Below are 12358 nucleotides of genomic sequence, written 5' to 3'. Positions count from 1 at the left end.
CGATACGGCCGAGGCATTCCCTTGATCTGGTCTGTCCCAACTGCGAACGGAGACGCCACGTGCGAATCACTGACATCCAGCGCTGCGAGGTCCGTCCCGGACGGCTCGTCGAATGGACCCTCAGCCCGGCGACCGTCGCGACGGCGGCAGCCCTGCCGGAGGACTCCCGGCCGCCGGCGTACATCCAGGAGTCGCACATCAGGACGGCACGCTCGGTGCGCGAGGACGGCCTGTTCGTGCCGACCTGGATCGGCACGGCGTTCGACCTCCCGGGACCGGCCGACCTCGACGCCCTGCAGCACGCCCTGCGCGCCTGGACGCTGAGACACGAGACGCTGCGCAGCGGGTTCCGCTGGGACGGCGAGGAGATGCGCCGGTTCACGCTCGACGCCGACGCGGTGTCGCTGCACCGCGAGGAGATCGGCGACTTCCCCGACGGGACGCGGCTGGCCCGGCACCTCCAGGACCGCTTCGACGCCGTCGCGGACGCGCTGCGCTGGCCGAACCTGATCTACACGGCCGTCGTCCGGGACGACGGCGCGAGCGTGTACCTGGCCTTCGACCACAGCAACGTCGACGCCTACTCCCTCTACCGCATCCCGGCCGAGATCCACGAGCTGTACGCGGCGGCCGTCGAGGGGCGCCCGGTGGAGCAGCCGCCCGCGGGCAGTTACGTCGACTTCTGCGAGGCCGAGCGGGCCGACGCCGACCGGATCGACGGCACCAGCGACGTGGTGGCCCGGTGGCGGGAGTTCATCCACCGCTGCGACGGGCGGCTGCCGAACTTCCCCGTCGACCTCGGCCTGGCCCCCGGCGGCGGGCTGCCCACCCAGAACCTCATGCGGGAACCGCTGGTGGACGCGGAGGCCGCCGCCGCGTTCGAGGCGTACTGCCGCCCCTTCGGCGGCGCCCTGGTCGGCATCCTGGCCGCCACCGCCCTGATCGTCCACGAGATCGGCGGGGAACCCGTCTACCGCACGGTGGTGCCGTTCCACACGCGGGTGAAGTCCCGCTGGTCGGACTCCGTGGGCTGGTACGTGGGCGGCGCCCCGATCGAGGTGCCCGTCGCCGAGACCCCCGACTTCCCCGGCGCCCTGCGGGCGGTCCGGGCCGCGCTGCACGCCAACCGGCCGCTGGCCCGGATGCCGCTGGCCCGGGTGCTGCGGCTGCTCGGCGCGGACTTCCGGCCGACCTCGCCCGACCTGTACTCGATCGTCTCCTACGCCGACGCCCGGGACATTCCCGGGTCGCGGCGCTGGGCCGAGCTGAACGCGTACGGGCTGATGCGGGTGTCGTACGGCGACCAGGTCTGCGCGTGGGTCACGCGGCTGCACGAGGGGCTGTGGTTCGCGAGCCGCTACCCGGACACCGACGTCGCGCACAAGAACATGCGGCTGTACGTCGACCGGCTGCGGGACATGATCGCGGAGGTGCCCGCGGGACCTAGGTCATGAGCCCGGGAGGGGTGTCGGACGGCTGCTCCAGCAGGCCGATCAGCCGTTCGAACCGCTCCCGCCAGCGCTGCTCCGACTCCACCTCGCCCCGGAACTCGTGCGTGAAGCGGAGGGCGCAGCCGTCCTCGCCGTCGCGCTCCAGGTGGAAGCGGAGCCGGCCGGCGCCCTCCACGGTGTACTCGGCGATCCGGTCCACGTCCCAGGCGGTGATCCGCCCGGCGCCCAGTCCGCGCAGGGCGACGACGCCGTCCAGGCGCGGCTGGAGCACGTCGGCCTCGGTGAACCACTCCGCGAGCCCCTCGCGGGTGGCCAGCAGGGGCCAGACCCGCTCCATGGGCCGCGGAAGCCGCACCAGGAAGTGCAGCAGGTGCCCGCTCCCGCGGGTGTGGCTGGTGCCCTGCTCGATGGCTCCGGTCATGACACCAGCCTGACCCCCGGCCGGGGGTCGCGCACCCGTTACGGACGCTCGCCCGGCTCGTCGACGACGGCCCGGCGCAGGACGGCGGTGTTGCTGGTGACCGCGCCCTTCCTCAGGCCGGCGTGGTCCTCGGTGGCCACCGTGCGCTCCCCGAGGAACTCATGGGTCCGCGCGTCGAAGATCCACTCGTCGCGGAGCGGGTTGTCGGGGTCCTGGCGGGCGACCGCGACGCCACGGCGCCCGGCGGCGTCGACGGCGCCCTTCACCACGGTCACGCCGGGGATGCGGGCGACCGCCCGGTACAGGGCCGCGCTCTGCTCCGGCGGCACGATCGCGTCCCGGATCAGGTCGCCGGCCAGCACGAACATGGCCTGGTGGGTCTCCTGGCCGCTGTGCTCGGGGGCGGTCCGGCGCAGCCAGTCGTACATCCCGTCCGGATCGGTGGGCAGCGTCGACAGGTGCCGGTAGCTGGTGGAGGCCTCGTAGCCGGGCTCGCCCGGGGCCGGTTCGGGGGCGGTGGACCACTGGCCGCGCCCCTCCTCCCGGACCAGCCCCTCGCCGGTGCCGTCCACGGACGTCCAGTGCTCCGAGCGGTGCAGCGGCTGGATCCTCGCCTTCCGGCCCTCCTCGTAGACGGTGTGGGAGACCTTGCTGTCGACGTACACGAACTGGTCGTCCCGGATCTCGCCGTAGGCGCCGCCCGCGTCCGCGGCCGCCAGCGCGATGTCCTCCAGGAACGCGGCCGTGGCGCCTGCCCGCGCCGGGGCGGTCGCGCGCACCCCGGTGCCGTCGGAGGACGCCGGCAGGACGACGACGGTGACGGCGGCGGCCGTCGCCACGGCCGCCGCGGCGAGCGCGGGCCGCAGCCACGGGTTCCGCCTGCGGGCGGGTTCCTGTCCGGTGCGCCGGATCTCGGTCATCAGATGCTCCTTGAGGAGTCGGTGACGGCCCGGCGGAAGGTCTCTCTCGGGAAGTTCCGGGAGCTGGGGATTCATCGGTTTCCCTCCCTCAGGGGCCTGACCGCGGTGGTGCGGTCACCTCTGATCTGTCCGCGCGCTTCGGGCGGTTCCATGTGTTTCGCGAGTTTCTTCCGCGCCCGGGACAGCCGCGACCGCACGGTGCCGACGGGCACGCCGAGCGCGTCGGCGGCGGCGGCGTAGTCCAGCCCGGACCACACGCACAGCGCCAGCACCTCGCGTTCGGCGCGGCGCAGCTTCGCCAGCGCGGTCCGGACGAGCGCCAGCTGCGCCGCGTCGTCGACCCGGCCCGCGACCTCCTCGGCGAAGTCCCGCACGGTCTCGTCGCGCGGCAGCCGGGCGACGGCGGCGCTGTGTCTTCGGGCGGCGCGGCGGATGTTGCGGGCGACGTTGGTGGCGATGCCGAGCAGCCAGGGCCGCAGCGAGCCGCCCTCCTCGTCCAGCCGGTCGCGCAGCCGCCAGGCGTCGAGGAAGGTCAGCGAGACGACGTCCTCGGCGCTCGCCCAGTCGCCGGTGAGCCGGAAGGCATGGTTGTAGACGGAGCGCGCGTACGCGTCGAAGAGATCACCGAAGGCCTCGTGGTCCCCCGCGCGGACGCGTGTCCGCAGAGTCGTATCCACGCCCTCTTGCCTGTCCGCACGGCGAAGGCCGGTTCCCGTGACCCACGTCACGGGAACCGGCCTTCGCCGCGGGGTGTCAGAACCCGGCCGAGCGGAGCACGCCCAGGCCGACGTCGGCGTAGGAGTGCTTGCCGGAGACGAAGATGTTGACGCCGTAGTAGTTGAACAGCCAGCAGCCGAAGGCGATCAGTGCCAGGTAGGCGGCCTTGCGGCCCTTCCAGCCGGCCGTGGCGCGGGCGTGCAGGTAGCCGGCGTAGGCGACCCAGGTGATGAAGGACCAGGTCTCCTTGGGGTCCCAGCCCCAGTAGCGGCCCCAGGCGTCGCCCGCCCAGATGGCGCCCGCGATGATCGTGAACGTCCACAGCGGGAAGACCGCGGCGTTGACGCGGTAGGCGAACTTGTCGAGGGACGCGGCGGACGGCAGCCGGTCCAGGACGGAGTTGGCGAAGCGGCCGGGGGTGCCGCCGGTGGCGAGCTTGTTCTCGTAGGAGTCCTTGAACAGGTACAGGATCGTGGAGACCGCGCCCACGTAGAAGACCGCGCCGCAGAAGATCGCCGTGGAGACGTGGATGTACAGCCAGTACGAGTGCAGGGCGGGCACCAGCTGGTCGCTGGCGGTGTACAGGACGGTGACGGCGAGCCCCAGGTCGAGCAGGACCGTGGTGATCAGGGGCAGGCCGAGCCAGCGGATGTTCTTCCGCAGCGCCAGCAGCGTCAGGTACACGCCGACGGCGACCGTGGAGAAGGTGATGTTGAACTCGTACATGTTGCCCCACGGCGCCCGCTGCACCGACAGGGCCCGCGCGAGCACGCCGCCGAACTCGATCAGGAAGGCGAGCACGGTCAGCGAGACGGCGACGCGGCCGTAGAGGTCGCCCTGCTCGTCCCCGCCGTGCGCTCCGGGCCCGTCGGGCACGTCCCGCGCCCCGGCCGCGGACCGTACGACGACCTTCGGCCGCTCCAGCACGGCGGTGCCGCCGGCCGTGCGCACGGTGACGGCGGGCGCGTCCGCCTTCTTGTCCGCGGTGAGCGCGGCGGCGGTGCGGCCGACCTTGCTGCGGCTGCCGAAGAGCCACTCGGCGATGTACGCGAAGAAGGCCAGGGTGTAGACCGCCATCGCGGAGTAGATCAGCACGTTGCTGATGTTCGCGAGGTTCTCGTTGGCGGCGGCGGCCAGATCGGTCGCGGCGGCGGGAGTCACTGCTGCTCAGCCCCTTCGGCAGATACGGCGGGGGAATCGGAAGGGTGGGGATCGGGGGCGCCGGGCGCCCGCTCGTACAGGACCCCGGCGAGGTCGCCGAGCTCCTCGGGCACCTTGGCGGACTCGCTGCGGCCGAGACCGGCCATCTCCACGACGGTCACGCCGTCGGCGCCCTCGACGGCCCGCACCCACACGCGGCGGCGCTGGATGAACAGGGAGGCGGCGAGGCCGACGATGGCGGCGAGGGAGCCGGCGAGGGCCCAGCCGCTGCCGGGCTGCCGGGCGACCTGGAAGCCCGCCCACTCCTTGACGCCCTCGAAGGTGACGGAGCCGGCGCCGTCCGGGAGCGTCATGGTCTGGCCGACCTTCAGCTGCTTCTTGAACAGCTCGCCGTCGGAGTCCTTGAACTCCTTCAGGTTCTTCTTGTCGAGCTGGTAGACGCTCTGCGGGATGCCCGAGTCGACGCCCAGGTCGCCGTGGTAGGCGGACAGCGCGAGCATCGGGTTCAGCAGCGCCGGGAAGGTGGACAGCATGGTGCTGCCCTGCCCGCCGTACGTCGGCAGGAAGAACGCGTTGAAGCCGAGCTGCTCCTTGACGCCCTCGGCGTTGCGGTAGCCGTCCATGACCTTGATGGCGCCGGAGGAGGTGACGTTGCCGTCCAGCGGCAGCAGCGGCACGGCCTCCTTGTCCATCACGACCCTGCCCTTGCCGTCCCGGACGGTGACGACGGGGGCGTAGCCGTGGCTGACCAGGTAGACCTTGGAGCCGCCGATCTCCAGCGGCTCGTTGACCCTGACGGTGGTCCTGCGCTCTTCGCCGTAGGCGCCCACGCTGTAGGTGACGTCGGCCTCGAAGGTGCGCGGGGTGCCGCGGTTGGGGCCGGTGGGCTCGTAGGTGCCGGTGAAGTCCTTCAGGGTGAAGCTGAACGGGTCCAGGTCGTCCTGGGTGAACAGACTGCCGGACTTGAAGTCGTCGTACTGGGTGAGCGTGTTGGCGAAGCCGTCGCCCTCCAGGATCAGCTTGTTGCCCTCGGACTTCATCAGCTGGCCCCAGGCGAAGGCGATCAGCATCACGATCAGCGCCAGGTGGAAGATGAGGTTGCCGGCCTCGCGCAGATAGCCCTTCTCGGCGGCGACCGCGTCGCCGGACAGGTGCGCGCGGAAGCGGCGCTTCCGCAGCAGGGCGAGCGCGGCCTCGCGGACCTGCTCGGGCCGGGCCTCGGTGCGCCAGGTGGTGTAGGCGGGCAGCCGGGTCAGGCGCCGGGGCGCGGCGGGCGGCCGGCCGCGCAGCTGGCCGACGAACTGCCAGGTGCGGGGGACGATGCAGCCGATGAGGGAGACGAACAGCAGGATGTAGATCGCGGAGAACCACACCGAGCTGTAGACGTTGAACAGGCCCAGCTTGTCGTAGAGCGGCGCGAGCGTGGTGTGCTGCTCGCGGAACTCGGCGACCTTCGTGGCGTCGATGCCGGTCTGCGGGATCAGCGAGCCGGGGATCGCGCCCAGCGACAGCAGCAGGAGCAGCAGCAGCGCCACCCGCATGGAGGTGAGCTGCCGCCAGAACCAGCGGGCCCAGCCGACGACGCCCAGGGCGGGCAGGTGGGGGGCCTCCTCGGCGGGCGCGGTGGACAGCTGGGAGCCGGCCGCGCCCAGCTCCTGGTCCTCGGGGGTGTTCGGGGCCGCGTCGGGCCCGGTCTTCGAAGTCGTGCTCATCGGGTCAGATCCCCACAGTGAAGCCGTTGGACCAGGTCTGCATCTCCTGCACGATGCGGTCCCACGCGCCGGTCAGCAGCAGCAGACCGGTCACGATCATCATGGTGCCGCCGATCCGCATCACCCAGACATAGTGGCGCTTGACCCAGCCGAACGCGCCGAGGGCCTTGCGGAAGGCGACCGCGGCGAGCACGAACGGCATGCCGAGCCCGAGGCAGTAGGCGACGGTCAGGACGGCGCCGCGGCCCGCGCTGCCCTGGTCGGAGGAGAGGATCAGCACCGAGGACAGGGTCGGGCCGATGCACGGCGTCCAGCCGATGCCGAACAGCGCGCCCAGCAGGGGGGCGCCGACCAGGCCGGTCACCGGACGCCGGTGGAGGCGGAACTCGCGCTGGGTGAACCAGGGCATCAGGCCCATGAAGAAGACGCCCATGAGGATCATGAGCACCCCGAGCACCCGGGACAGCACGCCCCGGTGGTCCTGCAGCGTGTCGCCGAAGTAGCCGAACAGCGCCCCGCTGGAGACGAACACCGCGGTGAAGCCGAGGACGAACAGCGAGGCGCCGGCGACCATCCGGCCGCGCCGGGCCTCGGCCAGGTCGGTGCCGGTGACACCGGTCACGTACGACAGGTAGCCGGGGACCAGCGGCAGGACGCACGGGGAGAAGAAGGAGACGAGGCCGCCGAGCAGCGCGACGGGCAGGGCCGCCAGCAGGGCGCCGTTGAGCACCGTGCCGTTGTAGCCCGTCGCGGCGAGCGTGGACAGCGCGGTCACGTCACTTCTCCGCCAGGACCGGGTCGATCATCTTGCGCAGCTTCTCCTCGGTGAGCGCCTGGAGGGTGCGCGCGGCGATCCTGCCGTCCCGGTCGATGATCAGCGTGGACGGGATGGCCTGCGGGTTGAGCGTGCCCTTGGCGAAGCGGAGCATCAGCTTGCCGGTCGGGTCGTACAGGCTCGGGTAGGTGATCCCGTACTCCTCCTCGAAGGCCCGCGCCGGGCCGGTGGAGGTGTCGCGGGTGTTGATGCCGACGAACTGGACGCCCTGGTCCTTGACGTCCTCGTAGACCTTCTGGAAGTTCTTCGCCTCGGCCCGGCAGGGCGGGCACCAGGAGCCCCAGACGTTGAGGACGACGACCTTGCCCTTGTAGTCGTCGACGTCCAGCCGCTCACCGTCGACGGTCGGGCCGGACAGGTCGGGCGCGTCGGCCCGCTCGCCCCGGTCCACGGTGGCGATGCCGTCGGAGCCGGTGATGAAGTTGGTGTCCCCGCCGCCGCCCGAGGTGCCCCCGGAGCCGCACGCGGACACGAGCAGCGCGGCCGCGGCGGCACCGGCGGTCAGGACGGCACGGCGGGCACGGCTCCGCACGCGGGTCGTGCGGTCCGAGCGGTTCGAGCGCAGGGGGGCGCGGCTGGCGGCACTCATGTGAAAAGTTTCGCATGTCCGTTCCGGGGATCTTGCGCACCCCCCTGGCGGGGGAGAACCCGCTCCTCAGAACCGCTTCCAGCCCTCCGCCGGGGCCTGTCCCACGTCCAGGGTGCGCAGCTTGGCGAGCACCTCGGGCCGCTGCGCGTCCAGCCAGTCCACGAGCTGCCGGAAGGAGACCAGCCTCACGTCCCCGCCCCGGTCCCGCTCCCGGGCCATGTGGGCGAGGGCCTCCTCGACGGCGTCCATGTAGATGCCGCCGTTCCACTGCTCGAAGTGGTTTCCGATGAAGAGGGGCGCCCGGTTCGTCTCGTACGCCCGCTTGAAGCCGGATATGTACGCCTGGGCGGACTGCTCCCGCCAGGCGGGACGGCGGTGGGCGGGGGCGTTGGTCGAGTTGACCGACTGGTTGGCGAGCATGTTGTAGTCCATCGACAGGACCTCGAAGGAACGTCCGGGGAAAGGTATCTGCTGCAGCGGCAGGTCCCAGATCCCCTGCTTCTTCACCGGCCAGACCTGCCGGCCGCCGGGCGAGGAGGCGTCGTAGCGCCAGCCGAGGGCGCGGGCGGTGGGCAGCAGGTTCTCCTGGCCGAGCAGGCAGGGCGTGCGGCCGCCGACGAGTTCCCGGTCGTAGTCGAAGGGCAGGGGCGGCAGATCGGTCCAGCCGGTGTTGGTCCGCCACTCCTTGACGAAGGACTTCGCCTGCTCGATCTCGTCGCGCCACTGCCGCGGCGTCCAGTGGGCGACCGAGCCGGGGCCGTCGCCGCAGAAGTGGCCGTTGAAGTGGGTGCCGATCTCGTGGCCCGCCAGCCAGGCGCGGCGCAGGCCGTGCAGCGTGTCCTTGATGTGGCCGTCGGTGAGGTAGCCGATGTCGGAGGCGCCGCGCGGGTTGTTCGGCGGGTCGTACCGGCGCCTGCGCGCCTCGGGCAGCAGGTACAGGCCCGAGAGGAAGAAGGTCATGTGCGCGCCGTGCTCCTCGGCCAGGTCCAGGAAGCGCGGGAAGAGACCGTTGCCGACCTCACCGGCCCCGTCCCAGGAGAAGACGACGAACTGCGGCGGCGTCTGGCCGGGCTCCAGCGGCACGGGCCGCGCGGGCCGGCGGGGCTGCCTGCCGGTGAAGGCGGTGGAGCCGTCGCCCAGGGGGCGGGCGGCGGGCGTCGGCCGGCCGCCGGGGGGCCGGCCGGCGGAACCGCCGGCGTGGGTCGAGCCGTCCGCCCGGACGGAGCCGCCGCAGCCCGCGAGTCCCGCGGCGGCCGCGGCGCCCGCCCCCAGACCGATCGCTCCCCTTCGACTGATGTGACGCATTCCATCCCCGCCCGTCGCGCTCTCTGCTTGGTCAGCTGGTCAGAGGGCGCGACGAACGGGGAGGTTCCCGACGAATGTGCGATTTTCGAAACAAGGTTCGACAGAAGGGCGTCGGCCGGTGGGCATCGGTCGACGGGTGCCCACCGGTGGCGGCGGCCGGCGGGCACCGACCGGTGGCGACGGCCGGCGGGCGCGCCTACGCGCCGAACGCCTTGTCCTTCCCCTTCACCGGCCTGGCGCCGGCGAGCAGATGGGCCGGGACGAGGTCGCGGGCCGGCTCGCTGTAGCCGACGGACACGATCCGGTCGCCCTCGAAGGTGAAGCTGGTCAGGGACGCGAGCGTGCACTGCCGCTTGCGCGGGTCGTGCCACAGCCGCCGCTTCTCGACGTAGGACCGCACGATCCAGATCGGCAGCTGGTGGCTGACCAGCACCGCCTCGTGCCCCCGCGCCCGGTCCTTCGCCGTGTGCAGCGCGGCCATCATGCGGACCACCTGGTCGACGTACGGCTCGCCCCACGACGGGCGCATCGGGTTGACCAGGTGCCGCCAGTTGCCGGGCCGGCGCAGCGCCCCGTCGCCCACGCCGAACGTCTTGCCCTGGAAGACGTTCTCGGCCTCGATCAGCCGCTCGTCGGTGTTCAGCTCCAGCCCGTGCGCCTTGGCGATCGGCGTCGCCGTCTCCTGCGCCCGCTCCAGCGGGGAGGCGGCGACGTAGGTCACGTCGCGGGGGGCGAGGTGCTCGGCGACCCGGTCGGCCATGCGCCGGCCCAGCTCGGAGAGGTGGTAGCCGGGCAGCCGGCCGTACAGGATGCCGTCCGGGTTGGCCACCTCGCCGTGCCGCATGAGGTGGACGACGGTGATGTCGCGGTGGGTGCTCATGCCGCCATGGCCTCCGCCGCCGCCCGGGCCGCCGCCGGAAGGGCGTCGGCGATCCGCTCCAGGGCCCGCTCGTCCAGCGCGGTGGAAACGAACCAGGACTCGAAGGACGACGGCGGCAGGTAGACGCCGTTCGCCAGCATCGCGTGGAAGAAGGCGGTGAAGCGGAAGGACTCCTGCGCCCTGGCGTCCTCGTAGGTGCGCACGGGCCGGTCCGTGAAGAACACGGAGAACATGTTGGAGGCGTTCTGCACCCGGTGGGCGACGCCCTCCTTGCTCAGCGCCTCGGACACCAGGGACCGGACCCGCTCGGAGACGGCGTCGAGCTTCTCGTACGCAGCGTCGTCGAGCAGCCGCAGCTGGGCGAGGCCGGCGGCGGTGGCGACCGGGTTCCCGGAGAGGGTGCCGGCCTGGTAGACGGGGCCGGCCGGAGCGAGGTGCGCCATGACGTCGGCGCGCCCGCCGAACGCCGCGGCCGGGAAGCCGCCGCCCATCACCTTGCCGAAGGTCATCAGGTCGGGGACCACGCCGTCGACGCCGTACCAGCCGGCCCGGCTGGTACGGAAGCCGGTCATGACCTCGTCGGAGATGTACAGGGCGCCGTGCTCGGCGCAGAGGTCCTTCAGCCCCTGGTTGAAACCGGGCAGCGGCGGCACGACGCCCATGTTGCCCGGGGACGCCTCGGTGATCACGCACGCGATCTCGCCGGGGTGGGCGGCGAAGGCGGCCCGCACGGCGTCGAGGTCGTTGTACGGCAGGACGATCGTGTCGCCGGCCTGGGCGCCGGTGACGCCGGGGGTGTCGGGCAGCGCGAAGGTGGCGACGCCGGACCCGGCGGAGGCGAGGAGGGAGTCGACGTGCCCGTGGTAGCACCCGGCGAACTTGACGACCTTGGTGCGCCGCGTGAACCCGCGGGCGAGCCGGATCGCCGACATCGTCGCCTCGGTTCCGCTGGACACCAGCCGCACCCGCTCCAGCGGCGCGACCCGGGCGACCATCTCCTCGGCGAGCGCGACCTCGCCCTCACCGGGCGTGCCGAAGGAGGTGCCGCGCGCGACGGCCTCCTGCACGGCGGCGACGACCTCGGGGTGCGCGTGCCCGAGGATCATGGGCCCCCAGGAGCAGACGAGGTCGACGTACTCGCGCCCGTCGGCGTCGGTCAGGTACGGGCCGCTGCCGGACACCATGAACCGGGGCGTGCCGCCCACGGCCCCGAAGGCCCGCACCGGCGAATTCACACCGCCGGGCGTGACGGCCGCCGCACGGTCGAACAGAGCCTGCGAGGCCGGTGCTTCATAGGGATATGCCAGTTCGCTCATGACCTGCGACTTCTCCGACCTTCTCCGATGACGTGGACTCCGGTTGCCAGTGACCTGTTCAGGGTAGGCCAGGGGGTCCGGGAGGCAGAGGCGCGCCGGGGCGACGGGGGCGGCGGACCGTCGCCGGCCGGGCGGGCGCCGGGTGGACGATTTTCACGCCGCCGCACGCCCTCGGTCTGCGAAACTGGGCCTTGTACACAGCTCGGACAGTTCAAAAGTGTTCAATGGCGCGTTCAGGTCCGGCGAAGATCCTGCGATCCTGGAGTTCCCCGCGGACGGATGTCTCACCGCACGTTTCGGCGCGCGGCCGTGGGGGAGGTCACTGACACGATGATCGGGTTGCGCGGCGGGGGACACGCGTCCTAGAAAAGCAGTCGGGTGGAGATATGCATCGCGGTGGCGGACTGGGCGAGGGGACCGGTGACCTGGGTCCTCGACGTGCCCGGCGGGGAAGGCACCGACGCGACGCGGAGGAAACGACCGAGACACGTCAGGCACACGGCGTACCGAGTGAGCCCGAGCGGCTCGACCGACGGGTCGACCGGCTGAGGGCGGGGAGCAGGAATGGTGGTCGGGTGGGGGTGACGTACAAGTACTTCGGCGCGCCCGACGGCGCGACCGCGGCCCGCGTCCCGATCTCGATGCGCCCCGAGGAGCTCGGCGGCGACGAGCTCGGCATGAACGGCATGTTCACCAAGATCAAGCCTGAGACGATGGCCGCCATGGTGCTGACCGGCATCGAGGGCGTGCCCCTGCACAAGGTGCCCCCGCTGGAGCTGGTCGTCCTGCACCCCGACTACGCGGTGGTCAAGCTCCCGACGACCGCCGTCGACCCGTTGCGCGACATCGGCGAGGAGGCGGTCGGCGCGGCGGCCTTCATCTGGTCGACGGTGCCGGACCGGGGCGGGCCGCGGGACGCGTTCAACGTGTACCGGCTGCTGCACGAGTGGCAGGACTTCAGCCACCGGCTGCACGAGGCGGGGCATCAGCCGTACTGCCTGGTGTGGCCCTGAGCCGGGGCTTTCCGGGTTTTCTGGATTCGGGCGGGACT

General features: G+C 72.1%; 12 protein-coding genes. 2 read left to right on the top strand and 10 right to left on the bottom strand.

The annotated features are described in order from the left end of the window. Positions 1–59: 59 nt before the first annotated feature. A complete protein-coding gene (locus ACIBAI_RS03390) occupies positions 60–1454 on the top strand; it encodes a condensation domain-containing protein (RefSeq protein WP_399030756.1) in 1395 nt (464 codons plus the stop codon). On the opposite strand, the gene ACIBAI_RS03385 is transcribed toward ACIBAI_RS03390, so the two are convergent. From ACIBAI_RS03385 to hemL, 10 genes are all read right to left on the bottom strand, one after another. Next, entirely contained in the window at positions 1444–1872 is a 429-nt protein-coding gene (locus tag ACIBAI_RS03385; RefSeq protein ID WP_399030755.1) for a hypothetical protein, read from the bottom strand. The two genes, ACIBAI_RS03390 and ACIBAI_RS03385, sit on opposite strands and share 11 nt — an antisense overlap. Positions 1873–1910: 38 nt before the next feature. Further along, the gene (locus ACIBAI_RS03380) at positions 1911–2867 is read right to left on the bottom strand and encodes a CU044_5270 family protein (RefSeq protein ID WP_399030754.1); all 957 of its coding nucleotides are present in this window, start codon (positions 2865–2867) and stop codon (positions 1911–1913) included. Further along, entirely contained in the window at positions 2864–3469 is a 606-nt protein-coding gene (locus ACIBAI_RS03375) for an RNA polymerase sigma factor (RefSeq protein WP_399030753.1), read from the bottom strand. The genes ACIBAI_RS03380 and ACIBAI_RS03375 overlap by 4 nt, the downstream gene beginning before the upstream one ends. Before the next feature lie 76 nt (positions 3470–3545). Next, the gene (ccsB, locus tag ACIBAI_RS03370) at positions 3546–4670 is read right to left on the bottom strand and encodes a c-type cytochrome biogenesis protein CcsB (protein WP_399030752.1); all 1125 of its coding nucleotides are present in this window, start codon (positions 4668–4670) and stop codon (positions 3546–3548) included. Next, a complete protein-coding gene (locus ACIBAI_RS03365) occupies positions 4667–6382 on the bottom strand; it encodes a cytochrome c biogenesis protein ResB (protein ID WP_399030751.1) in 1716 nt (571 codons plus the stop codon). Before ACIBAI_RS03365 ends, ccsB begins: the two co-directional genes overlap by 4 nt. Before the next feature lie 4 nt (positions 6383–6386). After that, the gene (locus ACIBAI_RS03360) at positions 6387–7157 is read right to left on the bottom strand and encodes a cytochrome c biogenesis CcdA family protein (protein WP_399030750.1); all 771 of its coding nucleotides are present in this window, start codon (positions 7155–7157) and stop codon (positions 6387–6389) included. Position 7158: 1 nt separating this feature from the next. Next, the gene (locus ACIBAI_RS03355; protein WP_399030749.1) at positions 7159–7806 is read right to left on the bottom strand and encodes a TlpA family protein disulfide reductase; all 648 of its coding nucleotides are present in this window, start codon (positions 7804–7806) and stop codon (positions 7159–7161) included. Between the two features lie 66 nt (positions 7807–7872). After that, positions 7873–9111, bottom strand: a complete 1239-nt coding sequence (locus tag ACIBAI_RS03350) for a hypothetical protein (protein ID WP_399030748.1) — start codon at positions 9109–9111, stop codon at positions 7873–7875. A 196-nt stretch (positions 9112–9307) separates the two neighbouring features. Continuing rightward, positions 9308–9991, bottom strand: coding sequence for a histidine phosphatase family protein (locus ACIBAI_RS03345; RefSeq protein WP_344599666.1), 684 nt, complete (start codon positions 9989–9991; stop codon positions 9308–9310). Continuing rightward, a complete protein-coding gene (hemL, locus tag ACIBAI_RS03340; RefSeq protein WP_399030747.1) occupies positions 9988–11307 on the bottom strand; it encodes a glutamate-1-semialdehyde 2,1-aminomutase in 1320 nt (439 codons plus the stop codon). The genes ACIBAI_RS03345 and hemL overlap by 4 nt, the downstream gene beginning before the upstream one ends. A 386-nt stretch (positions 11308–11693) precedes the next feature. Here hemL and ACIBAI_RS03335 point away from each other — a divergent pair, with 386 nt between their 5' ends. Continuing rightward, entirely contained in the window at positions 11694–12320 is a 627-nt protein-coding gene (locus ACIBAI_RS03335; RefSeq protein WP_344599668.1) for a hypothetical protein, read from the top strand. Positions 12321–12358 lie beyond the last annotated feature (38 nt).

The organism is Streptomyces sp. NPDC051041, assembly GCF_044456065.1.
Taxonomy (GTDB): domain Bacteria; phylum Actinomycetota; class Actinomycetes; order Streptomycetales; family Streptomycetaceae; genus Streptomyces; species Streptomyces glaucus.
Note: the sequence above shows the minus strand (reverse complement) of the source record. Positions and strands in the feature narration are given on the sequence as shown.